We start from the raw sequence: 24,979 nt of genomic DNA on the forward strand, positions 1-24,979 counted from the left end.
CCCATTAGACTAAGAGCAAGTGGTCATGATTGCCAGTATTCCTAGTTAAACAATACCCTGGCTTGGTAAAAGTGAATTTAATGGAAAAACGAATTTTAGGATTAGATCCAGGACTGGCAATTTTAGGATTTGGGGTAATTACCTGCACGCAAATTCCTAACAAGGTACAAGAAACTACAGTAAATATGCTGGATTTTGGGGTAATTAAAACATCAGCAGATGTAGAAATGGGACAGCGCCTATGTACTTTGTTTGATGATTTACACACCGTGATGGAAGAATTTCAACCAGATTTGGTTGCGATCGAGAAACTATTTTTTTATCGAATGTCAAGTACTATTCTGGTTGCACAGGCGCGGGGTGTACTCATTTTGGTCTTGGGCCAGCGTCGTCTTCCCTATGTAGAGTTTACTCCTGCTCAAATTAAGCAAGCTTTAACAGGGTATGGCAATGCTGATAAATTAGATGTGCAAGAAGCGGTGGCGCGGGAGTTGGATTTAGATGAAATTCCCAAGCCTGATGATGCTGCTGATGCTTTGGCGGTAGCTTTGACAGCTTCGTATCAGCTGTAGAGGTATGTACATAAACAATAAAAGGCGTTGCATAAATACGGGATGAATTGGCGGTTAAAACCATTGAAAATTCGTTCTAAATTAAGCGAAATCATCCCATAATTCAGCAACACCAAAAAATAATAGTAGATAAAGATATTTTAAGTATTTTAAAAAACTAGTACCCCTGAGTTAGCTTTGTGCCAACTATCGGTACAATCAGCTAGTCGATAGTTATGTGTCATACAAATCACTACAAAGCTAGAGGGAAGTTCAAGATGGTTGCATTTGCTTTAAAACCAAAACAGATAGTTGGAGGCATAGTATCCACATCGCTACTTAGTTTAGCGGTCTTAGAGGTTCTTACCACTACAGCGATCGCCAACCCGCCGGCTGCGTCTGTTGAAACTAAGGTGAAAGTGCCTAGTACAATGACCTCTGAACCCTTTAATATTAACCGTTACTTAAAAGTACCGCCCAATTTCTCGATCTCTGTTTATGCTCGCATTAAGAAAGCTCGCTTTATGGCAGTTGCTCCCAATGGGGATCTTCTAGTGTCACAACCGAGTACGGGTAAGGTATTAATTGTCCGGCCAAATGGCAACAAAGACCCAATTATTTCTGACTTTGTGACGGGTCTACGCAGACCACACGACATTGTGTTTCATAAAATTAACGACACTACATACGTTTATATCTCTGAGACTCATCAAATTAACCGCTTCATCTACAAGTTTGGAGATACAATCGCAAAAAATCGCCAAATCGTCATAGCTGGTTTACCAGACAGCAGCACATCAGAACTCAAAGGAGCTTATGGTCACGAACTAAAAAATATCGCACTTGATGCCAATCACAAACTGTACGTGTCGATCGCCTCTGCATGCAATGCCTGCAAAGAAGATACTGTCAGTAACCCAAAACGTGGTGCGATTTACCAATACGACGCTAATGGAACTAATCGGCGGCTTTTTGCCCAAGGGTTACGCAATGCCGAAGGATTAGCATTCTTACCTGGCACAAATGACCTTTGGGTAGTCGTTAATAATCGAGATAACATTGCTTATCCGTTCAACGATAGCACTGGCAATTACGGTAAAATTATCCGTTCTTACGTAGACAACCACCCGCCAGAGCCGTTCACGAAAGTTCGAGATGGCGGCAACTATGGTTGGCCATTCTGCAACCCCAATCCTGACACATCAACTGGCCTCAACAATATGCCCTTTGACCGCGACTATCAGTGGAATGCTGATGGAAGTGTTAATTGCAATGCAATGGACAGGATTGATAAGGGTATCCAAGCTCATTCGGCTCCCTTGGGACTAACATTCTTACAAAATACCAAGTTTCCCAGCCTGTACTCAAATGGAGTAGTAGCGGGGCTGCATGGTTCATGGAATCGGCAGAAGAAAACGGGCTACAAAATATCTTACTTTCCCTGGAACAGTAATACAAAGACTTTAGGGGAGGAGATGGATTTAGTTAACGGTTGGTTAGTTTCAGCAACGCAACAAGTCTGGGGGCGACCGGTGGATATGGCAGTCGATCAGCAAGGTAATTTGTTTATTTCGGATGACTATAGCGGCACTATTTACAAGCTTTCCTACACGCCGTCAGTACAGGTTAAGGTCTATAGAGATTCTAATTTGACTGGAGTTTCTCAGTCTTTCCCTACAAGTCCAGGAGTATACAAAGCCATTGAAGGTGACTTAAATATTGTTGGGAATGACGCTATTAGCTCATTAAGTGTACCACCGGGTAAAGTGGTACGTGTTTGCCAAAATGAAACTGGTGGTCAATGCCGTGAGTTTAGTGCTGGTGATTATAAATCTCTTGGAGCTGACTTAGATAACCAAATATCTTTTATAGAGGTTAAATAGCACCACTTGCTGAAGTTTAGATTTTAAATTTTGGATTTTGGATTGAGTAGTTTAAAATTCAAAATTTAAAAAGGTTAGGACTTACGCACTGTACAAATGCATGGTGATATGCATTACCTAAAATAGGAAGTTTTCAGGCTTTTCTTAATTATCCTGCGATGCCTACGGCGGTAAACTACGTAAATAGACAATGCTGTGCCCTTACGAAAAATATGGTTTTTAACCTTAATCCGTATTTGGTATTGCTTGTAAATGCTTAAGTCCTAAAGGTTTGAGAGCAAGCGAATTTAAACGGGAGAAAAATTTTATTAATTGCTCCACCTGAAAAAAGGACGGGCAAAATACCCATCCCAGAAAATTCACTTTTATTCAGATAGCAAAACTTTTATTGCACTTGGGTGGGGAAAGCACCAGGTCGCACAGCTATGTTAAGATTTTGCCCATTGCGACGTAATTCCATACGTAAATCGCCCCCGACTTGGCTATTCTCTACTGCCCTTTGGACACTGCTGGCATCTTTGACTGATTGCCCACCAAGCTTTTGGATAACATCGCCAGCACGTATTCCCGCTTTAGCAGCTGGTGAATTTGGTACAACTTGTACAACTAATACACCATTATCTTCATTCATGCTCAAACCGCTATTGGGATCTGAGTTGATACTTTGTTTTAGCTGAGGTGTTAACCCCACCATTTGAATTCCTAAATAAGGATGTTCTACTTTACCTGTAGCTATAAGTTGATTGGATATGCGTTGTGCTGTGTTGATGGGAATAGCAAATCCTAATCCTTGTGCCCCTTGAATTATAGCTGTATTCATACCAATTACCTGACCACGGGAATTTAGCAAAGGCCCGCCAGAGTTACCGGGATTAATGGCTGCGTCGGTTTGAATATACTCTACTCGCTTATCGGCAGCGCCGATTAAATTGCTACTGCGTCCGGTAGCACTAATGATTCCGGTAGTTACTGTATTATCTAGTCCAAGGGGATTACCGATCGCGATCGCCCATTCTCCCGGTTGCAGTTGATCTGAGTTACCTATGGCTACTGAAGGTAGATTGTTTGCCTCAACTTTGATAACAGCAACATCGGTTAATTCATCTTTTCCTAACACCTTACCTTCCAAGGCGCGCCCATCCTTGAGTGTCACTGTCACCGTATCAGCACCATCTACCACATGGGCGTTAGTAAGAATCCGACCATCGGCACTGATAATAAAACCTGAACCAGTACCCCGTTCTACCCTTTCTCGTGATTGTGGCAGTTGGGAACCAAAAAAGCGGCGAAAAAACGGATCGTTAAATTCATCTGGTATCCGGCTTCTTACTGTTCGGGAAGAGTTAATCCGTACTACTGCTGGCCCGACATTTTGCACCACCCGTGTTACAAAGTTAGGATCTGTCGCGGCTACTACTGGAGGAGCGGCATTTACTCGGCTAACTGCCAAATTAGATGCACTCTCAGACACCTGCCGAGAATTTCCAGCCATATAGCCCCCTGCCAAAGTCATACCTGATCCCAGAAGCACCAGCGATAGAGAGGCGGCAGCCTTTTTCCAGGGTGCTCGATTATGAGATTTGGCATCAGCAGTGTTATGTAAAATGCTATTTAATGGGTGTTCTCTGTCGCGAGATTCGTTTTGCATTGCTGTCTGGAAGGATATTTATATCTATTACTAATGTAGATATGATTTATGACAGTTTTGTTGCAAAGGTATTGCGTTGTTGTGAAAGCTTTGGTATTTTACTGAACCATATTGGAATATAGTCATTCTTAGAGGCGCACAGCTTCGCGCTACGTGTTCTTTACTTACCATGCCTGAAGGAAGAAAAATGGCACAGGGGAAAATCTTACTTAAACCTGGCACTTTATGGACAAGTGTTAAAGAACGGACTGAACACGCTTTACAATGCGGGGCGCTACTGTCGATACCAACCGAATTTGAATTTGTCGAACAGGATGGCGTGCGCTTTTTGGTACGGATTTTGTCTAACTTGAATCGCAAAAAAGCAGCCAAGGAGAAACAGAAAAAACAATCTGCTACCTCTGTTCAAGAGTTTAATCCTTTTTTGCCCTACGAAGAGGATTTATTTGTGGCGGATATTTCTAATACTCATGTATGTATTTTGAATAAATTCAATGTTGTTGATTATCATCTGTTAATCATCACCCGTGCCTTCGAGGAACAGGAAAGTTTGCTGACTCTGGAAGATTTTGCGGCTATGTGGTCATGTTTGGCTGATTTCGATGGTTTAGCATTTTACAACAGTGGCAAAACCGCAGGTGCTAGTCAGCGACACAAGCATTTGCAATTAGTACCACTTCCACTTGCACCTTCAGGACCACAGATACCTATTGAACCTCTACTAACAGCAGCACAATTTCAGGAATCAATACCTTCTGGTGTGGTGGGCTTTACTAACATAATACCAAAACTTCCTTTTGTACACGCTTTCGCACCATTAAATCCCGATTGGATGCAGTCGCCGTTCACGGCGGCGCAAGCAACACTGGAAGTTTATCGGACTTTGCTAGATGCTGTGGGTTTAGATACAAGGCAATCTGGTGCTTACAATCTGCTAGCGACACGAGAATGGATGTTGATCGTACCGCGATCGCACGAGCATTTCCAATCTATATCTGTGAATTCATTAGGATTCGCTGGTGCTTTACTAATGCGAAATGCAGCAGAAATGGAGATTCTCAAAGCTCAAGGCCCAATGACTATCCTCAAGAGTGTTGCTGTATAACTACAATTAGCAAGAAAGCCATTATTCCTTCTGCTTCCTGCCTCCTGCCTGATCGCTTGACTTGATAAGGCGATCGCTACAAACTGTGAACAAGTGGCTGATAATTAGATATGTGATCTTTGACGACAAGCCGCTCTGTATCTATGCATCCTTTGGAAATATACTTTTTCAGTAGCTTACCCACAATTGAAATACCTTGCTCAATCTCCTCTGGGGAGAGACAGAAAGTCAGACGCATCGCTGGATAACCCTGCTTATCGGGGAAAAATGCCGAACCGCACGCCAAGTAGACATTTTGTGCAAAAGCTTCCTTACGAATTGCCCCAATCGGAATATCATCTGGTAACTGTACCCAGAGAAATAATCCCCCTGTGGGAACTGTCCATCGGATTTCTTCAGGAAAATAACGCTCCAAAGCTTGCAGCATAGTATTACGACTTTGGAGATTATCAGTGCGAAGTCGACTGAGGTGACGGCGGTAGTGTCCTGAAGCGAGGTATTCGCTAACTATTGTTTGCGAAATACTGGATGTGTGCAAGTCATGGAGCAACTTCTGCTCAATAATTGCTTGATAATGCTTACCTGTAACTACCATATAGCCCACTCGTAAACCAGGCATTAAAGTTTTAGAAAATGTGCTTAAGTAAGTCACTAAATTATTTTTATCTAAAGCTTTAATTGGTGCTGGCACTGCATCGAAGTTTATTCCTTCATAAGCATTATCTTCCAAAATTGGGCATTCATATTTTTCAGCTAATGCTAGTAATTGTTTACGATGATTTTGTGTAGTTGTCAATCCAGTTGGATTGTGAAAGGTACTAATCGTATAAATTAATTTCGGGCGGTGGCTGTGGAGATATTGCTCTAATAAATCTAAATTCATTCCCTCCGCAGTCATGGGAATACCAATAATCTTAGCTCCTAAGTTTTCTAAGATAGAAATTGCACCATAATAAGTGGGAGCTTCGACAATTACCCAATCTCCAGGTTGTACATAATAATTCATCGCTAATGACAACCCTTGCTGAGAGCCATTAGTAATAATTAAATCCTCTGGAAAAACCTCTAATCCTTGATGTACTAACATCTGGGCAATTTGTCTGCACAGAGTTAGTTGTCCTTGGGGCATCTCGTGGGGAAAAAAGATATCAGCATCATCTTGTCTTAATGCTCGTCTAGCAATGAGGTTGATATCCTTTGGGGGACGGGGATAACCGTAGCCAAAATTAATTATTCCTGGCTCCGTTTGTGCTTGCACCAGTGGAGTATACATCTCATAAAAAGAACACTTTCCTGGTTTTGTAATTATGACATTTTGGGCTGGTGCAAATTTAGATTCTAAGTTAGCGCTCTTAACAGAAACGCTGCTAACAAAGTATCCTGAACCCTGACGAGCAGAAACAATTCCATCTGCTTCTAAAACGTTATATGCTTCAATAATCGTGAGTTTGTTAACTTGTAAACTTTCTGCAAGAGAGCGGATTGAAGGGAGGCGATCGCCACTTTTGAGTGCGCCAGATTTAATCAGACGACTGATGCGATCGCGGATTTGCAAATAAATAGGTTTGGGTGACTGCCGTTCTAATAAAATGTTCATTTTGGCGCACTCGTCAATGATTAAATAATCACCAATATTGGCAATATAAACTATTTCTATTAACTTTACCTAGTACAGTTGGGAGTTTTTTCACTATACCAGTTGGGATGCTGCTTAACTGTACTAGATTAAATCTGCCAAAACTGTACCTTCTCAGTTAAAAATTCTTAGGTGAAAGTAAAAGTAATAGTTCACTCTTTCTCAGGTGCTTTCACTATGAATAAATCTAATTTTTTGTTAAATTTACGAAAATATTGGCAGCATTTTGTTATATGGATGAATAGTGGTTCTGACCTCCAAGTGTGGCCGGAATCAGACCGTCGTGGTAACATTTCCTGTTGGCACGCTTATGATCCGATCACAGGACACTCTGTCTGTTTTGGTTCTGAAGAAGAAATGCGAATTTGGATTGACAAGTGTTACCAGAGATAAAATCTTTCGCTAATCAATATGACAAATAGGCACTTCGGAAGAATCGATGACATTTGAAAACATCTGTCATTAGCTAAAATTCTGAGAGTTGAAACGCTAGGATACTCGACCAAATCCGCCTCCTCCAGGAGTTTCTATGACAAAAACATCTCCGGGTTTCATCTCTGCTGTTGCTGTGCTGTCTAAATTCTCTTCAATTCCATTCTGACGTTGTATCCAATTGCGTCCGACAATTCCGGCTTTCCCGCCATTTAATCCAAAGGGAGGGACAACCCGATGGCCAGAGAGAATATTAGCTGTCATGGGTTCTAAAAACCGGATGCGGCGGACAACTCCATTACCACCAGAATATTTTCCTTTACCACCGCTATCAAGACGAAGACTAAAGCTTTCTAAAAGTACAGGATAACGGGTTTCTAAAACTTCTGGATCGGTCAAACGGGAGTTCGTCATGTGAGAATGAACACCATCAGTTCCATCAAAATCAATTCCTGCTCCAGAGCCGCCGCAGATAGTTTCATAATATTGATATTGCTGATTACCAAAAGTAAAATTATTCATCGTTCCTTGAGAAGCAGCCATGACACCCAAAGCACCATATAAGGCATCGACAATGGTTTGAGAAGTTTCGACATTACCCGCTACCACTGCTGCTGGATAAGTTGGATTTAGCATACAGCCGACGGGGATAATAATTTCTAGAGGGTTAAGACACCCGGCATTCAGAGGAATATTATCATCAACCAAAGTCCGAAAGACATATAAGACTGCGGCTTGAGTTACAGCTTTTGGTGCATTAAAATTACTATTTAGTTGTGCAGAAGTCCCAGTAAAATCAATGGTAGCACTACGATTTTCGGAATGAATCGTCACTTTAACTTGAATTATTGCCCCATTATCCATTTCATAAACAAATGAGCCATCTTTGAGGAAGTTGATAGCTTTTCTCACCGACTCCTCAGCATTAGCTTGCACAAATTTCATGTAAGCTTGAACAGTATCGAGCTTGTATTGGCCAACCATTTTAGCGAGTTCTTGTACTCCCCGTTCATTTGCGGCAATTTGTGCTTTAAAATCAGCGATATTTTGGTCAGGATTACGAGCAGGATAAGTATGAGTTGAAAGGTGCTGTCTTACTGCAATTTCTCGAAAATTGCCCTCTTCAACCAAGAGAAAATTATCAAAAATAATTCCTTCCTCTTCTATTGTGGTACTGTGGGGAGGCATTGAACCGGGAGTAATTCCACCGATATCTGCTTGGTGTCCGCGAGAAGCAACAAAAAAGAGGGGAGTAGGGAATGGAGTATTTTCACGATTCTCTAGAAAAACAGGGGTAATTGCAGTTACGTCAGGAAGATGTGTTCCCCCATTATAAGGATTATTAGATAGATATACATTCCCTGGTTTTAGGGTGTCTCGTTTTTCGTTAATTAAACTACGGACACTTTCGCTCATTGAGCCTAAATGTACAGGAATATGGGGAGCATTAGCGACTAATAATCCAGAAGAGTCAAAAATAGCGCAGGAGAAATCTAGCCTTTCTTTGATATTTACAGATGCTGCCGTATTTTGGAGAACAATTCCCATTTGTTCTGCAATAAATTGATAGAGATTTTTAAATATTTCTAAACGGACGGGATCGGGTTGAGATGTTGTGTACATTTTTAACTTTTCCAGCATAACAGCTAGTTTATATACGTTCTAAAATTAGATGATTTCGTGCAGTTAATTTCGCTTGCCAATTAGGTTCTACTACAATTGTGCTAATTTTTTCAACAACGATCGCAGGCCCATTAATACTATCTTCTGGTTGTAAATCTTCTCGTCTGTAAACAGGAGTATCATACCATCTATCAGTACTAAACATCCTTACGATCTCAATAGTTCGGGGAGGTTCAACTATAGAGCGTGTACGAGTAATTAAGGGTTCTTCGGGAGTCTCCATTTTCTGAATTACTTCTACTGAGGCTGATTCGACAATTAAAGTTTTATCTAATTGAATAAAACCATAGCGGGATTTATGTTCATACTCAAATTCTTGCCGCATCGATACCACATTATCGGCAAAGTTAACGGTTAAAGTAGAGTTAGTTCCTTCATATTTTAAGTTGACTTTTTTTACTATTTCTGTTTGAGCATTAACTTCATTTATTTCACTTCTAGCTTGAGTTTCTAAATATTCCATTAACTGGTGTAATTTAGGAATTAATGCTTGGGTTAAAGGCTGTTCTACTCCTCCTTCTCTAATGGCCCGGACATCAGCTAATCCCATTCCATAAGCAGAGAGAACACCAGCATAAGGATGAAGAAATATTTTTTTCATTCCCAAGGTATCGGCAATTAAACAAGCAACTTGCCCACCTGCACCGCCAAAACAACAAAGCACATATTGGCTAACATCATAACCCCGTTGCAGACTGATTTTTTTAATTGCGTTTGCCATATTTTCTACTGCGATCGCAATAAATCCAGCCGCTACTTGTTCGGGAGTAGAATGATTTAATGTCGCGGCTTGAATCTCTTGGGCTAATTGTGTAAATTGCTGAATTACAGTATCTTTATCTAAAGGTAAATTCCCATCAATTCCAAAAACCGAGGGAAAATATTGTGGGTGGATTTTGCCTAACATCACATTAGCATCAGTAACCGTTAATGGCCCCCCGCGTCGGTAACAAGCAGGGCCAGGATTTGAACCAGCAGATTTAGGGCCGACACGATAACTAGAACCATCAAAAAAGAGAATTGAACCGCCTCCAGCCGCAATAGTATTAATTGCTAATACGGGAACTCGCATCCGCGCCCCAGCAATTTCCGAATCTAGTTGTCGTTCATACTCTCCTTTAAAGTGGGCGACATCTGTACTTGTTCCTCCCATATCAAAGGTAATAACTAACTCAAAACCTGCTCTCTTACTAGTTTGAACTGCGCCGACAATACCACCAGCCGGGCCACTTAAAATACTATCTTTGCCCTGAAATTGTTGGGCTGCAACTAAACCGCCGTCAGATTTCATGAACATTAATTTTACTCCAGGTAGCTGACTCGCTATTTGGTTGACATAGCGACGGAGAATAGGAGTTAAATACGCATCGACTACTGTTGTATCTCCTCGGCTAACTAATTTCATTAACGGGCTAACTTGATGAGATACAGATATTTGTGTAAAGCCGATTTCTTGGGCGATTAGGGCTGTTTGTTGTTCGTGTTCAGGATAGCGATCGCTGTGCATAAAAACAATAGCACAACTCCGAATTCCGGTGTTGTAAATTGCTTGTAAGTCATCTTTGACTTGTTGAATATTTACAGGAATTAATTCATTGCCATGAGCATCATAACGTTCATCAATCTCAATTACCTGCTCATAAAGCATGGTTGGTAAAACGATATGACGAGCAAAGATGTTAGGGCGGTTTTGGTAGCCAATTCGCAGCGCATCTTTAAATCCTTTGGTAATGAGAAGAACGACGCAATCGCCTTTCCTTTCTAATAGTGCATTTGTTGCTACTGTTGTCCCCATTTTTACTACTTCTATCGCTTCAGTAGGAATGGGTTCGTTGCTGGAAATATTCAGAATATCCCGTATACCTTGGATAGCTGCATCTTGATATTGTTCGGGATTTTCTGAAAGTAGTTTATAGACTACAATCCATTCTCCTTGAGGTAGAGGAACAATTAAAAAACGTTCAGGATGTTTTGATAGTTTATCTATAATTGCCTGATTATTTGTAACGGCAACAATATCTGTAAATGTACCACCGCGATCGGCAAAAACTTTTAACATTGCTCTATTTCCTTAATGCTGTCATATATGAAGTTTTAACTTTAATCCAGCAAGGTAAGTGTTCAGGTAGATGATACCCTAATGGCAGTCGTGAAGCTATGACTATACCGTTTCTTTGTGAAGCTGCATATATTTACCCCCCAGCTACGCCGCCCCCCGAATTCGCGGCAGAGCCACAATGAACTACAGTTCTTCTACCTGAAAACAAGATTTATAAAAGTTTTTTCGATCGCTATTCCCACACATCTATATAATAAGAAAACAGTCACTATGAGCTATAACTATATTTTGAAACGTATATGTGCATACAGACAGCAAATCCTAAAAGAAAATAAAGAAACCTGCCTTTCGTTCAACCAAATAATAGGATACTAATAGTAGTAGCATATACAAAAAATCCATTTTTAGCCTTATTTAACTCATATTTGAGTGCATCTGAGTACAGCTTAATATATTGCAAAATATCTTGACGAAATCTTAGCAAAGGCTTACGGGTAAGGTTTCTTGTAGCGTGAACAGAAATTCTTAACCCCTGCCCCAAAAATACTAGTACCCCCATCGTTAAATACTAGCGCCCCTAACCCCAGACAAATTTTAACTTTATGTTAAGTCGGGGTTTTAGCGTTTGAGTACAACCTTAATCAATCCAATAAATCCAATCAGCATTGGGTTTCCTATCGAGTTGGAAGTCACCTGATATAAGCATAAAAATAGCAGATGACTCTTTTACCAGATAGACATTACCGATGCAACAGTCTTTAGACAGTATTAGCGATGTCTCCGACGGGCTTCGCCTACCCCCCAGTACCAAAACACAGGATTCTGTACATACATCCATGCTGAAAAATTTACTCTCTGGCGTTTTTTTTGAGCCATTATTGAGTGATTTTCGCATTATCTTTGAGCGCGATCCAGCAGCACGGAATTGGCTAGAAGTGGTGTTTTGCTATCCAGGATTGCACGCACTCTGTTTGCATCGTCTTGCTCACTGGTTACATGGTCGAGGAGTGGGTTTTATCCCCCGTTTCATTTCCCATTTGGGGAGATTTTTGACCGGAATTGAAATTCACCCAGGTGCAAAGATTGGTCAGGGTGTGTTTATCGACCACGGAATGGGTGTTGTCATTGGCGAAACTGCGATCGTGGGCGACTATACACTGATTTACCAGGGCGTTACCCTTGGCGGAACTGGTAAAGAAAGCGGTAAGCGTCATCCCACAGTGGGTAAAAATGCAGTAATCGGGGCGGGTGCGAAAGTTTTGGGTAATCTGCAAATTGGCGATCGCGTCCGTATTGGCGCAGGTTCCATTGTATTGCGGGATATCCCCAGCGATTGCACAGTTGTGGGCGTTCCCGGTCGAATTATTTCTCGGAATGAAAACGCCAGCCTTTCTCCCTTAGAACATGGAAAGCTACCCGATGTGGAAGCAACCGTGATTCGTTCTTTGCTCTCGCGCATTGAGCAACTCGAAAAACAACTGCAAACTTTAAGGCAAGAGTCATTAGTCATTAGTCATCAGTCATTAGCAAAGGACAAATGACATAGACGCATCTGCGGCTACTCTTCGAGAACGCCAAGGGCGAACCCGTAGGGTAGGACAAAAGACAACTGACAACTGACAACTGACAAAGGACAAATGACAAATGACAAATAATACTTTAGGGGATCAAGTTTTGCAGATTCCTTTGAGCGATCGCTGGCGAATCTATCACCGACTGCAAGAGTTAAAAATTAAAAGCTACTGTCCCCCCGATGGTTCTTTACGAGTACAAGTGAACAATTTGCTGGAAGCGATTCTAATTCGCAGTACAGTTATGCAACTTCTTGCTTCTCGTCAGGAATTATTAGAGTGGCTAGAGCGTTGCTGGCTTTACAGTGATGAGTCATGAGTCTTCTAATTCAGACCCTATTAATCTTGAATTCATGACGAAATTACTGTACTTCATCCTTTTTGTTCATAGATGCACAAAGCTCAAATAGGTTTAGAGTTTGAAGCTACTGTGTGCTTGCAGAATTTATTGCAGACTGAGATGGATTCGATAGGGTTTAGATTTTATTTCTGCTAGTAAATCTAAAATTACCCTGACATATAGCAACAATTAAAAAGGCAAAATTTCCAGGTGGAAACTGGAAATTATGATTTTTAATCCTTTTCCCAAATTAGAAATTGAAAGTTCAATCATTTATGGCGACTCGGAACCGAGATATAAAACTCCTCACTTTTTTGCACAACGAACTTGAACTTTCAAATGCCGATATTGCTGTAGCTCTGCGACACCGTGAATTAGAAAACGGGCCACTACCGATGCTCCTCTGGCAGTATGGTTTAGTTGACTTGGAGCAGCTAGGAAAGATTTTTGACTGGCTAGCAGAACACAGTTAGCTAATTTGTACCTTGTAGCTTTGAGTCCCATTACCTGCCGAAATTACACACCAATGCTCTAGAAAATCTGAGGTTACTAAGATGATTACATCCTTAATTGCTGGATTCTGTGTTTTACTTTGTTCAGGGTTTGCTAATAGTTATATTAGTTCATTGCTACTCGAAGAAGTTTCAACTGACATCGGTAAAAACGATTAGTAAATTATACATTGTTTTAGTTCCTTGTCATACAGATGTGATGCTAATAATGGGGCAATAATTAAGGATCATGTATCCTACATTATGAATTGTGATATTTTTAGCATTTGCCATCGCTGGAGATTGTAGAGAGAAAGGTTATTAAGAATACTTCCAAGAGAGGGATATTTGCAATGAATCAAATCATAATTAATGACACTACATTACGTGATGGCGAACAAGCAGCAGGTGTTGCTTTTAACCTAGAAGAAAAGGTTGCGATCGCTAAGTTTCTCGATGCCATTGGTATACCAGAATTAGAAGTCGGTATACCAGCAATGGGTGACGAAGAAATGCGGGCGATCGCCGCAATTTCTGACTTGGGTTTACAAGCAAAACTCCTCGGCTGGAACCGCGCTGTCATCTCAGATATTAAGGCTTCTATTGCTTGCGGACTGAACCGGGTACATATTGCCATTCCCGTCTCTGGTATCCAAATCGCCGCTAAATTCCACGGTCAATGGCGAATTAGTTTACAAAAGCTCAAAGACTGTATCAGCTTCGCGGTCGATCAAGGTCTTTGGGTAGCAGTCGGCGGAGAAGATTCTTCTAGGGCTGATGAAAACTTCCTCTTAGATGTAGCGCTTTATGCCCAAGAATGGGGTGCATCCCGGTTCCGCTTCTGCGACACCGTAGGAGTTCTTGACCCTTTCACCACCTACAACAAGGTCAAACGGCTGGTTTCAGCTTTGATGATTCCCCTAGAAATCCACACCCACAATGATTTTGGTCTGGCAACAGCCAACGCCCTTGCGGGTATCAAAGCTGGAGCCTTATCGGTGAATACCACAGTCAACGGATTAGGTGAAAGGGCGGGAAATGCAGCTTTAGAAGAAGTTGTCATGGCGATCAAACGCATTTACGGCGTTGATTTGGGCATTGACACACCCGGTTTGCTGGAACTGTCTCAACTAGTTGCAGCCGCATCAGGAGCTAGCGTACCACCCTGGAAAGCGATCGTTGGCGAAAATACCTTCGCTCACGAATCTGGTATCCATGCTCACGGAGTACTACAAAACCCCATTACCTACGAACCATTTGCTCCCGAAGAGGTGGGTTGGGAACGGCGTTTAGTATTAGGTAAACATTCTGGACGGCATTTGGTTTCAAACTTGCTAGAACAGCATGGAATTTTCTTGAACTCCCAAGAAACCCAATCTGTTTTAGATGCAGTGCGCCATCAATCGGTACAGAAAAAACGCAGCCTGACGACAGAAGAACTATTGAATTTGGTTAGAGAACAGAGGTACTCTCATGCAACGCGATGAATTAGAACTAAACTTGCCACCTGCTTTTGAAATTGGTGAAAAAGTCAGAGTTCGGAAACTGCTCAAGAACGATGGTACTTTTCCTGGTAAAGAAGTTGGGCAAGTTTTAGTGAACAAAGGAGATATCGGCTACATAGCTAGTATAGGAACATATTTGCAGACTTCCTATATTTATGCTGTGCATTTCTTGGAAACAGGATTCGTCGTCGGCTGTAAGAAAAAAGAACTAGAATCTGTTGAGGAATCTCATGAAAGTAATGCTACGCATGAATGATGCCGGTACTTTAGTAGTCTACGTTGCTAAAAAAGACCTTGAAGAAGAAGTAGTCAAACAAACCGATGGAAATGATGGCAAAGTTCTCACCCTAGCAAATGGTTGGGAATTAGAATTTCGTGATTTGCCAGACACAGCAAATTTACCTCAAACAGTAGAAGCTAAACGCCTCGCTTAAAAATAGTTAGGAGTTAGGAGTGATGAATTATAAATCTTAACTTCTAACTCTTAACTAATGACGAATTACGAATGACGAATGACCAATGACTAGTTACTAACTTTTTATCAATTATGGGTGACAAGTATTTGACGTTATCAGAATTGAACCTTGAGGGACAGTTACTAGGTTTTGTTGGTGGCGAACCAGGAAAATATAAATACTTACAATTGGCAGTTCCATCTGGAGATGTAGAAATAAAATTGCCTAAAGAGTTGCGCCGTTCTCTAAGTTCATCTTTAGTTCCTGGCCAGAAAATTCGCGTTTGTGGCCATAGTAAGGTAGACTCGCGCACAAGTAAAATTAAAATTAAAGCTTATCGGGTGACGCCAATTGATGGGTGTCCAAAGCAAGATTTACCACCTCAAATCAAAGCGAGGATTATGGTATGTCAAAAGGGCGGTTGCCTTAAACGTGGTGGTAAAGGATTATTATCAGAGTTAGAAAAAACTTTGTGCGATCGCGGTTTGTTAGACAAAGTTACCATTGAACATACCAGTTGCCAAAAATGCTGTGGTAGCGCTCCCAACTGTGTTTTACAGCTTGGTAAAAAGAAATACAAGAATATTCATCCTGAAGCGATCGCATCTTTGCTAGAAAGTCACTTAACTTAAGTTACAAAAATGCTTATAATCTAATTACATAGGTGGAAAAGGTAGATTCCTACTTCCACCTATTTTTAGTGTAAAAACTAATACCTGCCTCTACATCGGCATTGCCGCAATAGCGATTGTAATTTAAAGCTTGGTTGTGCCGTCTTTTAAAGTTTGATTTTGCCACCGCATTGTCTCAAATTCCATTAACTCCGTTCCACGAATATCCACAATATAAGCAGTTTTTAAAGCCTGAGTTTGCCGAAATAGCAATTTTAAAGTTTGACATTGCCGAAATAGTTTGAACTTGTTATGGTGTTTTTATAGGTAAAATTGTACTAATTTTAGAGGAGATAACCATGCTCTATGATGTCGAGTTTCAAGCATGGTGTAATAATTTGCGGCTCTCCCAACAACAAAGAGATTTGGTTAACCAAATTAGGACTTCCCCACCTGCTCGTAAAGTCCAAGGAGGAGGAAGAAACGTTCATGGTTCCTATGCTAGCTCAAAGATGGGTAGAACGATTCAATTTGAGTCTCATACTGTTGAATTACCGGCTATTACTCAATTTTATGAATATGACGACCAAGTTTTAGAATATTGGGATCAACCGATTAAATTTAGTATTAAATGTTCACCACAAGGTAAACAAGCCACAACTATCGGTCATTATCCCGATTTCTTTGTAATGAGAAAGGATTGTTGTGGTTTTGAAGAGTGGAAAACAGAGAAAAGACTGGAAAAACTTAGTGAGGAACAGCCTTATCGCTATCAAAAAATAGAAAGACAATGGGCAAAAGTGTTGAATGTTAAGAAAAATCCGATAAAAACAGCCCAAAATATGTTAATTTTTGGGCGGAAGATTAAAGTATATCTATTTGATAGTGATTATAAATTCATTTCCCAAGATTGTCAAAGATATCTTGAGAGGACTGCCAAAAAACGATTATCCAGTATTAAACAGTCGTCTATTCTTTGAGTGCTGGCTATCTTATGCTATGGATAACAGCTTAACAAGTATGCGAGATTTGTTTAACAGGTTAAATAACACAGGGTTTGAGGTAGATATTTCTACTTTCTCTAAAGCAAACTTACATCGAAGCCAAAAACCTTTTCAAGAAATTTACCAAAAATTAAATGAATTAGTACAGAAGAAAGTTCAAAAAAAGTTACACGATAAATATGCAATTTGTCCAATAGATTCAACAATTATTACTCTCACCAGTAAATTGTTATGGGTATTAGGACACCATCAAGTAAAACTTTTTAGTTCTCTAAATCTAGCTACTGGAAGTCCATCAGATAACTTCATAAACTTTGGACATGACCATGATTATAAGTTTGGTTCTAAAATCATGTCTAGTCTCCCAATAAATGCTGTTGGGGTAATGGATAGGGGTTTTGCTGGATTAAGATTTATCCAAGAATTAGTACAAGAAAACAAATATTTTGTTTTGCGGATAAAAAACAATTGGAAATTAGAATTTGAGAGCTCAAATGGGTTGGTCAAAGTCGGTGCATCTGATGATGCTCAAGCCTATAGAGTAATTAACTTTTGTGATTTAGAGACGAAAACCGAGTTTCGCTTAGTTACTAATTTGCCTGCTGATGGAGAGGCTGGTGTTAGTGATGATGAGATTAGGGATATTTATCGATTACGTTGGGGAGTTGAATTGTTATGGAAGTTTTTAAAGATGCACTTAAAACTTGACAAATTAATTACTAAGAACGTCAATGGTATCACCATACAAATTTACGTTAGTTTAATAGCTTATCTAATTTTACAGATATTATCTATCCCACAGCAATGGGGACATACGCTATTAGATAAATTCCGCTATTTACAATCTTGCATGTGTCAGAAAATCAGTTATGTTCATTGGTTTGAGGAGATGATGTCATGTTGACTATTTTAGGCTTTTTAGAGTTAGTGTAACTAGATATGTAAAGTTTTGTATTAGCATTCAACATTTCTGGAGTCCAGAAGTCTTGAAAGACGGTTTCGACTTTTTCTTCGGGTTCAAGGGTGGGTAGCCGCTCTTCGATAAATTTCTCAAGCAGATCCCGCTTGCTGCGTAGTTGGACTTCTTTCCCGATTAGCTCAAGGATAGACGCTTTCTGATTTTGGTAATCTTCCTGGGTAGCATCATCCTTGATGTCTCGCTGGAGGTTAGCCAGCAGCTTGAGAATATAGGAGACGTTAATTTCGTCTCGCTGGATCAGTTCCAGTTCAAAATCGACTTCTTCAACCAAAGATTCTTTCTCTTCATCGGGTTTGGATCGCGTTCTATCATAGATGTCCAGATATTTGCTTTTATAATCTTCAAAGGTTTGTTCATCCAGATTTAAGTCGGAAAAACTAAATTCAGTAAATGATTTACTTACATTCTGTAAACGGATAAGATTACGAAAGGCTTTAACGAACTCAACTTGGTCGTCTTCACTAATCAGTTTATTGACATCGTTAGGGATAGTGGCGATCGCTCTCAGTTCTTGCACCCCATCATTAAATTTTTCAATGTAGTATTCGTAGGGTTCAATGAAAATTTCTTCGCTGGCGTTGGTGTCGGAAAAGAGGGCAACGGCTTGATCAGTGTTCTCTTTGAGGTTACGGAAAGAGACGATATTCCCTTGGGATTTAAGTTCGCCCAAAATGCGATTAGTGCGGGAGTATGCTTGAATTAATCCGTGATACTTCAGATTTTTGTCAACGTAAAGTGTATTGAGCTTTTTGACATCAAAGCCGGTGAGAAACATATTGACGACTAACAGAATATCGGCGCGTTCCTGATCCTGAAAGTTTTCTCGATCGCGGTCTTTCATCCGCTTGGCGATATCTTTATAGTAGGCATAGAAAGCCTGACTATCTTTGGCTGAATGTTAGGTTTGGTACATTTGGTTATAGTCCGCGATAAATTGATTCAGTTTGTCGCGGCTATGGCTACGGTTGCTTGTATCTGCGCTGATATTAAAATCAGGTTCTCCAATTAAGCCGTTTGCGTCTTGGTCTTCTTCGTTATAGCCAGGGGTAAAAATTGTGATCACTCGTAGGTCATGTAATCCCTGTTTTCGTTTGTTTTTGAACGTGTCGTAATAGGTAATTAGGGTGTCTACGCTGCTGGCGTAGAGCATGGCGGAGAATTTTTTGCCGTGGGTTTTACGGTGATGGTTGGCAATAATCCAATCGACAATTAGAGAAATTCGGTCGGGATTTTCAAAGAATTCTCGGTCTAATTTTGGCTCTGTGATGAGAGTGCCGTCTTTGCGTTTGATTTTTCCCCAATACTCGACGGAAAATTTAAGAACGTTTTCATCAGCGATCGCATTGGTGATCACATATTTATGCAGACATTCCTGGAATAGGTCTTTGGTGGTGCGTTTACCATGTTCGTTGCTAGCAGCGTTATCGGCAAAGATGGGAGTCCCGGTAAAGCCGAACATTTGGGCTTTGGTAAAGAATTTGACAATATTTTTGTGAGTTTCGCCAAATTGAGAACGGTGACACTCGTCAAAGATGAACACAATGCGCTTATCTTTCAAGCTCTCCATTGCGACTTCATGGCGAGGCTTTTTGATGGCGGTGTTGAGTTTTTGGATAGTGGTGACAATGAGGCGATTATCCCCAGCCATTTGTTCTACCAGTTGGCGTGTGTTGTCAGTGGTGTCTACGCAGTCGGGGCTGAAATAATTAAATTCTCTGCTGGTTTGGTAGTCAAGGTCAGCGCGATCAACCACGAACAGCACTTTATGCACTTTGGGGAGTTGGGTGAGAATTTGGGCAGTTTTGAAACTGGTGAGGGTTTTGCCTGAGCCAGTGGTATGCTAGATATAGCCGTTTTTATCGGTATTCTTCACTCGCTCGATAATGGCTTCTACTGCGTAGTATTGGTAAGGACGCAGCACCATAAGCACTTTGTCGGATTCGTGCAGGACGATGTATTTACAGATCATTTTGGAGACATGGCATTTCTCCAGAAAGCTGTCGGCGAATTCTTCCAGTTGAGTTATGTGGTTGTTTTCTTGGTCTGCCCAGTAGAATGTTTGTTTAAATTCTTGTTTGCGGTTGTTGGCGTAGTAGCGGGTATTGACACCGTTAGAGATGATTAGAGATGACGAAAATTTGGACGTATTGAAGTAGTCCATTGTCTGCGCCGTAGGAATGGCGTTGGTAGCGGTTGATTTGGTTAAAGGCTTCTTTGAGTTCCAGTCCTCGGCGTTTCAGTTCAATTTGCACGAGGGGTAAGCCGTTAATCAGCAAGGTTACGTCGTAGCGGTTTTTGTAATTGCCTTGCTGGGTGATCTGGTTGGTGACTTGATATTGGTTGTGACACCAATGTTCGGTGTTGAGGAATTCTAGGTAAAAGGTTGTGCCATCGTCGCGGCTGAGTTCCATTTTGTCGCGAAGGCGTTTGGCGCGATCAAAGACGTTACCTTTGTCGAGGTGGTTGAGGATGCTTTTAAACTCTGTGTCGCTGAGTTTGATGTGGTTATGTTTTTCCAGTTGGGTTTTGAGGTTGGCTTTCAGGTCTTCGGCATTGCGAAGGGTGAAGGGTTCGTAGGCTAATCCTTTTGTTAGACGTTCAATCAGTTTTTGTTCAAGTTCGGCTTCGGTTTGGGGCATAGGGGAATGGGGAATGGGATAAAAGTATTACCTACTACCTATTCCCTAATGATGTCTGTTGGGGTTTCTGGGGTGAGGGTTAAACCGCGATAGACTTGTTCAATGGGGAAATTGAGGTTAATGCTTTTGAGTTCGATTGTGTCGCCTGCTTTGTAGTTGATAATCAACCAGTCGCCTGCGTCGTTTTTGTGATACAGGTCGATTTCGATGCTGGTGGAACTGACTAGTAGGTAATCGATTAAGGCTGGGTTATGGCGGTACATTCGGAATTTGCCGCCTCTGTCGTAGGCTTCGGTGCTGGCGGAGAGGACTTCGACAATGAGGCAGGGGTAGGTAATATATTGGGTTGTGGTTTTATCGCGATCGTCGCAGGTAACGCTGGCATCTGGGTAGGTATAGTTATTAGTTCCTACAATATTAACTCTCAGGTCTGAGTTACCTGTTATGCAACTACTAGCGTCTAAATGAGTATCAAACATAGTCGTAAATCGAATTGCAATGCGGCTATGATTAACGCTGCCGCCAGTCATGGCGTAAACTTCGCCGTTGATATACTCGTGCTTTTCCAGTTGGGTTGCTTCCCAGGCAAAGTACTCGTCTGGGGTGAGGTGGGGGGCGTTGTCTTTGGCTGCGATCATTGTGGGGAAACTCCTGGATTGGATGACTCGCAAACTTTCATATAGAAAAATCTCTGCTGCACTTTATTTTACACAAATAGATTTATCGGTAATGCCCTACTCTTCGTCTAACAATGCTTGTTCATCAAGGAAGTGCGACAACAACCATAAGTTGTCCACAGTGACAACCCAAAGTTGACCAAGACAGTGTCACTTAAAGGATAAGATGGCCGTTTTTAAAGGATAAAGTGGCCGCCCCAATCAAGCTAGAATGCTTATTTTTCCGTGTACAAAATCTGTAGCGTTCGCATTCAATCCTTTCAAATACGCTTTGGTCAAAGGTTCTGTTCTGCGGCCACTTTGGGGTTTAAAAACGCCACTTTATCCTTTAAGTGACAAACTAAAACAATCCTGCGATGAGGTAAAACAAATTGCTCTCCAGCTTCATAATCAGGGAACTTACCCCTCAGAAACTCTCGTTGCAAAGTTTATGACTATGCCTGGATACTTGAGGTATAAGAAAGTTCGTGCCAAATTACAAGAAGCACAACTCGAAGTCTGTAAATAAGCATATAGCAGCTAAACTATATTCCAACTTTACTGTCTTATCTATAAAAATTGACAAGCATAAGTTGACTACCAAGAATTACAAGCATAAAGTGACCATCTTGGACAACTTATGGTTGTTGTCGCACGACGACAAATAATTAGTCACTGTACAACAAATGGACGTAACTGGATTCGAACCAGTGACCTCTACGATGTCAACGTAGCGCTCTAACCAACTGAGCTATACGTCCTTACCACACGATTTATAACCATAGCATACATTTGCTTAATATGCCAAAAGAAAAGGCGCAAATTAAGGAAATTCTGTAATTGTAGCCAAAATAATATATTCTTAAGAGTCCCCAGCCTTAGCCATTAAGCTTTCTTGGGGTAGTTTACGACAAAATTAAATCAACAATTCATCTCTGTCTGGGATAGTTGATGAGCGATCGCTCCGGGAGCAATTTTTGGTCATATCTTTTTCCTAGATAACCCTAGTGTATGATCGATAAGGTTATTCGGTTCTGGTGGGGAGCAGCTACCAGAGGTAACGGGGAAAGTTCGGTGCAAATCCGGCGCTGTCCCGCAACTGTAAACCAATTTGAGATGTAATCTAAAATCCCAAATAGAGTGAGTCAGGATGCCCGCCGAAATAGATTAATTAGTTCCACATATCTGCGAGGTACAGATGACTACTATTATCAATATTTCCCCAACTAGTCCCTTAGGTGTTGCTGACCATACTTTATTTGTTTGCAAAACTTGTGCTAGCGTTTGGCAAGATGGAAAACGTTTAGGTGAAAGTGGCGGTCAAAAACTTCTATCCCAACTTCAGCAGCTTGCACAAGATTGGGACTTACGAGATGAATTTCCAATTCAAGAAGTTGAATGCATGAGTGCTTGTAATCGTTCCTGTGTAGTTGCCTTTGCTGCCAAAGGCAAATTAACATATTTGTTTGGTGATTTAGCTGTTGATGGTAGTGCATCTGCGGTATTAGAATGTGCTAGTCAATACTATGGCAAAGCAGATGGTTTATTGCCTTGGTCAGAGCGTCCAGAAGCCCTAAAAAAAGGCATTTTGGCAAAGATTCCACCTTTATCTCAATGATGCGCGTTTTGATACTGGGTGGAACGGGAGATGCCGCAGAACTAGCTGCCCAAGTAGCGAATATTCAAGGGTTAGAAGTAATCACCTCTCTAGCTGGCCGCACCCGTGAACCATCAGCTCCATTGGGCGATTTACGGGTTGGAGGCTTCGGTGGTGTGGCTGGATTGGCTAGTTATCTGCGAGTAATGCAAATTGACTTATTAATTGATGCAACCCATCCTTTCGCTACTCAGATTTCTTTCAATGCGGCAGATGCTGCAACCGAAGTCGGAGTACCCCATTTGATGTTAATACGCCCCCCTTGGGAAAAAGAAAGTGGTGATCGCTGGATTGAAGTTGACAGTATTGAAACCGCAGCAGCATTTCTGCAAAACCAGGCACAGCGCGTATTTTTGACAGTTGGCAGGCAAGAACTCGCCGCCTTTGCTCACTGCGAGAAAATTTGGTTTCTGATGCGGATGATTGACCCTCCTACCGATGATGCTTTAGTGCCACCAGGAGTAATATTGTGCGATCGCGGGCCCTTTACCCTCAATAATGAAAGGCAAATCCTGATTCATAACAAGATTGATACCATCGTAAGTAAAAATAGCGGTGGTGATGCAACAAAGCCCAAAATTATTGCAGCGCGAGAACTGGGCTTGAAGGTTATTATGGTAAATCGTCCAGCCATACCGCCAGGTGAGCAAGTTACTGATGTTGATGGTGCTTTGACATGGCTATTTGACAAGTTGCGCGACTAGTGGAAAAGGCAAAAGCCACCGATCAGACTTTTAGAAGTGCTAAGATTTCCCCTTAGGAATTGACCCTTCAATTCCCTCAACATACCAATCCATCGCCAGTTGTTCCTGATCATCCAAAACCTTACCTCTTGGTATTCGCACTACCCCTTTTTGGTCTTTCACCGGGCCATCAAAAGGATGTGCAGTACCTTGGATAAACTCATCGCGCTTCGCATTCACCAGTTGTTGCACATCCGCCGGAATTACCTGATTCATTGGGGAAATATCTACCATTCCTTGAGCAATGCCATCCCAAACCTCTTGAGACTTCCAAGTATTACTCATTACAGCCAAGGCTTTATCTGTATAGAATTTGCCCCATCTGTTAATAGCTGATGTCAGGTGGGCTTTTTGACCAAACTTACTCATATCAGTGTTGTAGCCAAAAGCATAAATGCCTTTCTCTTGTGCCAATTGGACAACAGCACCAGAATCGGTATGCTGCGTAAGTACATCCGCACCTAAATTGACCAAAGCTTGAGCCGCTTCTCTTTCTTTAGCTGGATCGTACCAACTTTGTACCCAAAGTACTCTAACTTTTGCTTGGGGATTTGTTAACCTTACTCCTTGAGTAAATGCACTGATTCCCCGAATCACTTCTGGAATTGGGTATGCGCCAATAAAACCAACTACATTTGATTTTGTCATCTTGCCAGCAATCATGCCGGTTAAATAACGTGGTTCTTCAACGCGTCCTAGATAAGTGCCGACATTGGCAGCACGTTTGTATCCTCTACAGTGTTCAAAGACAACATCACTAAAGTCCTTGGCAACTTTAATTGTTGGGTTCATATACCCTAAGGAAGTTGTAAAAATCAACTTATTACCATCTAATGCGAGTTGCCGAATCACCTTTTCAGCTTCAACACCTTCGTTGACATTTTCCACAAAGGTAGTTTTTACCTTATCTTGAAGATTGGCTTCCATGTCTCTGCGACCTAAATCATGGGCATAAGTCCAGCCAAAATCACCTACATAATCGGCATAAACAAATCCCACCTTTAGAGGTTCGTTTACCTCTACAGGCGACGCTGAGGGAGATACCTCACCCTGCGATTTGGAATTTTTGCCTTGAGAGCAACTATTTAAAGCAAAGCTAGATCCTGCTAAAGTGACATACTTTAGAAAATTCCGACGATCCATATTTTATTAATAGGTTTACCCATTAAAAAGATTTTTATGATTCCTGGTAATGGCAGACACGGTTTAGATTAGCTATTTACTTAATTTTAACTTTTTATTTCTGCCGTCAATTTACTTAAGAAAGAAGTCAAATGATGGTAATATTATAGACAATTAAAATATTTTTTCAGAAAGCAGATATTGAAAGC

At 41.2% G+C, this 24,979-nt stretch carries 26 protein-coding genes, 1 tRNA gene and 1 riboswitch; of the genes, 17 read left to right on the forward strand and 10 right to left on the reverse strand.

Annotation, left to right across the window (positions count from 1 at the left end; translation table 11 throughout):
- Window positions 1–80: 80 nt before the first annotated feature.
- Both ruvC and H6G96_RS13310 read left to right on the forward strand, forming a co-directional pair.
- Entirely contained in the window at window positions 81–572 is a 492-nt protein-coding gene (gene ruvC / locus H6G96_RS13305; protein ID WP_190911892.1) for a crossover junction endodeoxyribonuclease RuvC, read from the forward strand.
- 257 nt (window positions 573–829) lie between these two features.
- Window positions 830–2,434 carry a sugar dehydrogenase gene (locus H6G96_RS13310; protein WP_190911893.1) on the forward strand — a complete coding sequence of 535 codons (1,605 nt, stop codon included), beginning with the start codon at window positions 830–832 and terminating at the stop codon, window positions 2,432–2,434.
- A 385-nt stretch (window positions 2,435–2,819) separates the two neighbouring features.
- Here H6G96_RS13310 and H6G96_RS13315 read toward each other — a convergent pair whose 3' ends face one another.
- Window positions 2,820–4,082 (reverse strand): HhoA/HhoB/HtrA family serine endopeptidase, encoded by a 1,263-nt coding sequence (locus tag H6G96_RS13315; RefSeq protein ID WP_190911894.1) that lies wholly within the window; start codon window positions 4,080–4,082, stop codon window positions 2,820–2,822.
- 187 nt (window positions 4,083–4,269) lie between these two features.
- Between H6G96_RS13315 and H6G96_RS13320 the strand changes: the two genes are divergently transcribed.
- Window positions 4,270–5,187, forward strand: coding sequence for a phosphorylase (locus tag H6G96_RS13320; protein WP_190911895.1), 918 nt, complete (start codon window positions 4,270–4,272; stop codon window positions 5,185–5,187).
- A gap of 76 nt (window positions 5,188–5,263) precedes the next feature.
- Here H6G96_RS13320 and H6G96_RS13325 read toward each other — a convergent pair whose 3' ends face one another.
- On the reverse strand, window positions 5,264–6,784 hold the full coding sequence (locus tag H6G96_RS13325) for a PLP-dependent aminotransferase family protein (RefSeq protein ID WP_190911896.1): 1,521 nt from the start codon (window positions 6,782–6,784) through the stop codon (window positions 5,264–5,266).
- 216 nt (window positions 6,785–7,000) lie between these two features.
- Here H6G96_RS13325 and H6G96_RS13330 point away from each other — a divergent pair, with 216 nt between their 5' ends.
- Window positions 7,001–7,216, forward strand: coding sequence for a hypothetical protein (locus H6G96_RS13330; RefSeq protein ID WP_190911897.1), 216 nt, complete (start codon window positions 7,001–7,003; stop codon window positions 7,214–7,216).
- A 96-nt stretch (window positions 7,217–7,312) separates the two neighbouring features.
- Here H6G96_RS13330 and H6G96_RS13335 read toward each other — a convergent pair whose 3' ends face one another.
- Window positions 7,313–8,878 carry a hydantoinase B/oxoprolinase family protein gene (locus H6G96_RS13335; RefSeq protein ID WP_190911898.1) on the reverse strand — a complete coding sequence of 522 codons (1,566 nt, stop codon included), beginning with the start codon at window positions 8,876–8,878 and terminating at the stop codon, window positions 7,313–7,315.
- Between the two features lie 28 nt (window positions 8,879–8,906).
- Complete coding sequence (locus tag H6G96_RS13340) at window positions 8,907–10,997, reverse strand: hydantoinase/oxoprolinase family protein (protein ID WP_190911899.1); 2,091 nt, start codon at window positions 10,995–10,997, stop codon at window positions 8,907–8,909.
- A gap of 836 nt (window positions 10,998–11,833) precedes the next feature.
- On the opposite strand from H6G96_RS13340, the gene cysE reads away from it, so the two are divergent.
- The 9 genes from cysE (at window position 11,834) to H6G96_RS13385 (ending at window position 17,878) form a co-directional block, all read left to right on the forward strand.
- Window positions 11,834–12,538: a serine O-acetyltransferase gene (gene cysE, locus H6G96_RS13345; protein ID WP_242063280.1), complete on the forward strand. Its 705-nt coding sequence runs from the start codon at window positions 11,834–11,836 to the stop codon at window positions 12,536–12,538.
- Window positions 12,539–12,641: 103 nt separating this feature from the next.
- Window positions 12,642–12,887, forward strand: coding sequence for an Asr1405/Asl0597 family protein (locus H6G96_RS13350; RefSeq protein WP_190732975.1), 246 nt, complete (start codon window positions 12,642–12,644; stop codon window positions 12,885–12,887).
- A gap of 296 nt (window positions 12,888–13,183) precedes the next feature.
- Window positions 13,184–13,381: a DUF2949 domain-containing protein gene (locus H6G96_RS13355; RefSeq protein ID WP_190911901.1), complete on the forward strand. Its 198-nt coding sequence runs from the start codon at window positions 13,184–13,186 to the stop codon at window positions 13,379–13,381.
- Window positions 13,382–13,752: 371 nt separating this feature from the next.
- On the forward strand, window positions 13,753–14,886 hold the full coding sequence (nifV, locus tag H6G96_RS13360) for a homocitrate synthase (RefSeq protein WP_190911902.1): 1,134 nt from the start codon (window positions 13,753–13,755) through the stop codon (window positions 14,884–14,886).
- Complete coding sequence (locus tag H6G96_RS13365) at window positions 14,873–15,160, forward strand: nitrogen fixation protein NifZ (protein WP_012407236.1); 288 nt, start codon at window positions 14,873–14,875, stop codon at window positions 15,158–15,160. The genes nifV and H6G96_RS13365 overlap by 14 nt, the downstream gene beginning before the upstream one ends.
- Window positions 15,135–15,338: a putative nitrogen fixation protein NifT gene (gene nifT / locus H6G96_RS13370; protein WP_100900485.1), complete on the forward strand. Its 204-nt coding sequence runs from the start codon at window positions 15,135–15,137 to the stop codon at window positions 15,336–15,338. The genes H6G96_RS13365 and nifT overlap by 26 nt, the downstream gene beginning before the upstream one ends.
- Window positions 15,339–15,451: 113 nt before the next feature.
- A complete protein-coding gene (locus tag H6G96_RS13375) occupies window positions 15,452–15,991 on the forward strand; it encodes a (2Fe-2S) ferredoxin domain-containing protein (RefSeq protein ID WP_190911903.1) in 540 nt (179 codons plus the stop codon).
- Between the two features lie 338 nt (window positions 15,992–16,329).
- Window positions 16,330–16,950, forward strand: coding sequence for a TnsA endonuclease N-terminal domain-containing protein (locus H6G96_RS13380; RefSeq protein WP_190911904.1), 621 nt, complete (start codon window positions 16,330–16,332; stop codon window positions 16,948–16,950).
- On the forward strand, window positions 16,856–17,878 hold the full coding sequence (locus H6G96_RS13385; RefSeq protein ID WP_190911905.1) for an IS4 family transposase: 1,023 nt from the start codon (window positions 16,856–16,858) through the stop codon (window positions 17,876–17,878). Before H6G96_RS13380 ends, H6G96_RS13385 begins: the two co-directional genes overlap by 95 nt.
- Here H6G96_RS13385 and H6G96_RS41335 read toward each other — a convergent pair.
- Together H6G96_RS41335 and H6G96_RS41340 are read right to left on the reverse strand one after the other, a co-directional pair.
- Window positions 17,838–18,794 (reverse strand): hypothetical protein, encoded by a 957-nt coding sequence (locus H6G96_RS41335; RefSeq protein ID WP_242063272.1) that lies wholly within the window; start codon window positions 18,792–18,794, stop codon window positions 17,838–17,840. The genes H6G96_RS13385 and H6G96_RS41335 overlap by 41 nt on opposite strands.
- A gap of 57 nt (window positions 18,795–18,851) precedes the next feature.
- Window positions 18,852–19,745, reverse strand: a complete 894-nt coding sequence (locus H6G96_RS41340; RefSeq protein WP_347242232.1) for a DEAD/DEAH box helicase family protein — start codon at window positions 19,743–19,745, stop codon at window positions 18,852–18,854.
- A gap of 150 nt (window positions 19,746–19,895) precedes the next feature.
- Between H6G96_RS41340 and H6G96_RS41345 the strand changes: the two genes are divergently transcribed.
- A complete protein-coding gene (locus tag H6G96_RS41345; RefSeq protein ID WP_242063273.1) occupies window positions 19,896–20,078 on the forward strand; it encodes a hypothetical protein in 183 nt (60 codons plus the stop codon).
- Here the strand turns inward: H6G96_RS41345 and H6G96_RS41350 are convergent.
- Together H6G96_RS41350 and H6G96_RS13405 are read right to left on the reverse strand one after the other, a co-directional pair.
- Window positions 20,065–20,592 (reverse strand): type I restriction endonuclease, encoded by a 528-nt coding sequence (locus H6G96_RS41350; RefSeq protein WP_190911906.1) that lies wholly within the window; start codon window positions 20,590–20,592, stop codon window positions 20,065–20,067. The genes H6G96_RS41345 and H6G96_RS41350 overlap by 14 nt on opposite strands.
- Before the next feature lie 38 nt (window positions 20,593–20,630).
- Window positions 20,631–21,230: a Uma2 family endonuclease gene (locus H6G96_RS13405; protein ID WP_190911907.1), complete on the reverse strand. Its 600-nt coding sequence runs from the start codon at window positions 21,228–21,230 to the stop codon at window positions 20,631–20,633.
- 250 nt (window positions 21,231–21,480) lie between these two features.
- Here H6G96_RS13405 and H6G96_RS13410 point away from each other — a divergent pair, with 250 nt between their 5' ends.
- A complete protein-coding gene (locus tag H6G96_RS13410; RefSeq protein WP_190911908.1) occupies window positions 21,481–21,777 on the forward strand; it encodes a hypothetical protein in 297 nt (98 codons plus the stop codon).
- A gap of 158 nt (window positions 21,778–21,935) precedes the next feature.
- On the opposite strand, the gene H6G96_RS13415 is transcribed toward H6G96_RS13410, so the two are convergent.
- Window positions 21,936–22,009, reverse strand: a tRNA-Val gene (locus H6G96_RS13415).
- Window positions 22,010–22,260: 251 nt separating this feature from the next.
- A riboswitch (cobalamin riboswitch) is annotated at window positions 22,261–22,425 on the forward strand.
- Between the two features lie 21 nt (window positions 22,426–22,446).
- Here H6G96_RS13415 and H6G96_RS13420 point away from each other — a divergent pair.
- Entirely contained in the window at window positions 22,447–22,866 is a 420-nt protein-coding gene (locus H6G96_RS13420) for a DUF1636 family protein (protein WP_190911909.1), read from the forward strand.
- Window positions 22,866–23,609: a cobalt-precorrin-6A reductase gene (locus tag H6G96_RS13425; RefSeq protein ID WP_190912031.1), complete on the forward strand. Its 744-nt coding sequence runs from the start codon at window positions 22,866–22,868 to the stop codon at window positions 23,607–23,609. The genes H6G96_RS13420 and H6G96_RS13425 overlap by 1 nt, the downstream gene beginning before the upstream one ends.
- 39 nt (window positions 23,610–23,648) lie before the next feature.
- Here the strand turns inward: H6G96_RS13425 and H6G96_RS13430 are convergent, their stop codons facing one another.
- Window positions 23,649–24,791 (reverse strand): BMP family ABC transporter substrate-binding protein, encoded by a 1,143-nt coding sequence (locus H6G96_RS13430; RefSeq protein WP_190911910.1) that lies wholly within the window; start codon window positions 24,789–24,791, stop codon window positions 23,649–23,651.
- Window positions 24,792–24,979: the final 188 nt, after the last annotated feature.

The sequence above is a fragment of the Nostoc sp. FACHB-892 genome (assembly GCF_014698795.1).
In the GTDB taxonomy this organism is placed as follows: Bacteria; Cyanobacteriota; Cyanobacteriia; order Cyanobacteriales; family Nostocaceae; genus Nostoc.

Excerpts from the sequence above, each read along its gene's own strand:
- ruvC (WP_190911892.1), top strand. The coding sequence starts at position 81 with ATGGAAAAACGAATTTTAGGATTAGATCCAGGACTGGCAATTTTAGGA.
- H6G96_RS13310 (WP_190911893.1), top strand. The coding sequence starts at position 830 with ATGGTTGCATTTGCTTTAAAACCAAAACAGATAGTTGGAGGCATAGTA.
- H6G96_RS13315 (WP_190911894.1), bottom strand. The coding sequence starts at position 4,082 with ATGCAAAACGAATCTCGCGACAGAGAACACCCATTAAATAGCATTTTA.
- H6G96_RS13320 (WP_190911895.1), top strand. The coding sequence starts at position 4,270 with ATGGCACAGGGGAAAATCTTACTTAAACCTGGCACTTTATGGACAAGT.
- H6G96_RS13325 (WP_190911896.1), bottom strand. The coding sequence starts at position 6,784 with ATGAACATTTTATTAGAACGGCAGTCACCCAAACCTATTTATTTGCAA.
- H6G96_RS13330 (WP_190911897.1), top strand. The coding sequence starts at position 7,001 with ATGAATAAATCTAATTTTTTGTTAAATTTACGAAAATATTGGCAGCAT.
- H6G96_RS13335 (WP_190911898.1), bottom strand. The coding sequence starts at position 8,878 with ATGTACACAACATCTCAACCCGATCCCGTCCGTTTAGAAATATTTAAA.
- H6G96_RS13340 (WP_190911899.1), bottom strand. The coding sequence starts at position 10,997 with ATGTTAAAAGTTTTTGCCGATCGCGGTGGTACATTTACAGATATTGTT.
- cysE (WP_242063280.1), top strand. The coding sequence starts at position 11,834 with ATGCTGAAAAATTTACTCTCTGGCGTTTTTTTTGAGCCATTATTGAGT.
- H6G96_RS13350 (WP_190732975.1), top strand. The coding sequence starts at position 12,642 with ATGACAAATAATACTTTAGGGGATCAAGTTTTGCAGATTCCTTTGAGC.
- H6G96_RS13355 (WP_190911901.1), top strand. The coding sequence starts at position 13,184 with ATGGCGACTCGGAACCGAGATATAAAACTCCTCACTTTTTTGCACAAC.
- nifV (WP_190911902.1), top strand. The coding sequence starts at position 13,753 with ATGAATCAAATCATAATTAATGACACTACATTACGTGATGGCGAACAA.
- H6G96_RS13365 (WP_012407236.1), top strand. The coding sequence starts at position 14,873 with ATGCAACGCGATGAATTAGAACTAAACTTGCCACCTGCTTTTGAAATT.
- nifT (WP_100900485.1), top strand. The coding sequence starts at position 15,135 with ATGAAAGTAATGCTACGCATGAATGATGCCGGTACTTTAGTAGTCTAC.
- H6G96_RS13375 (WP_190911903.1), top strand. The coding sequence starts at position 15,452 with ATGGGTGACAAGTATTTGACGTTATCAGAATTGAACCTTGAGGGACAG.
- H6G96_RS13380 (WP_190911904.1), top strand. The coding sequence starts at position 16,330 with ATGCTCTATGATGTCGAGTTTCAAGCATGGTGTAATAATTTGCGGCTC.
- H6G96_RS41335 (WP_242063272.1), bottom strand. The coding sequence starts at position 18,794 with ATGAAAGACCGCGATCGAGAAAACTTTCAGGATCAGGAACGCGCCGAT.
- H6G96_RS41350 (WP_190911906.1), bottom strand. The coding sequence starts at position 20,592 with ATGCCCCAAACCGAAGCCGAACTTGAACAAAAACTGATTGAACGTCTA.
- H6G96_RS13405 (WP_190911907.1), bottom strand. The coding sequence starts at position 21,230 with ATGATCGCAGCCAAAGACAACGCCCCCCACCTCACCCCAGACGAGTAC.
- H6G96_RS13410 (WP_190911908.1), top strand. The coding sequence starts at position 21,481 with ATGCTTATTTTTCCGTGTACAAAATCTGTAGCGTTCGCATTCAATCCT.
- H6G96_RS13420 (WP_190911909.1), top strand. The coding sequence starts at position 22,447 with ATGACTACTATTATCAATATTTCCCCAACTAGTCCCTTAGGTGTTGCT.
- H6G96_RS13425 (WP_190912031.1), top strand. The coding sequence starts at position 22,866 with ATGCGCGTTTTGATACTGGGTGGAACGGGAGATGCCGCAGAACTAGCT.
- H6G96_RS13430 (WP_190911910.1), bottom strand. The coding sequence starts at position 24,791 with ATGGATCGTCGGAATTTTCTAAAGTATGTCACTTTAGCAGGATCTAGC.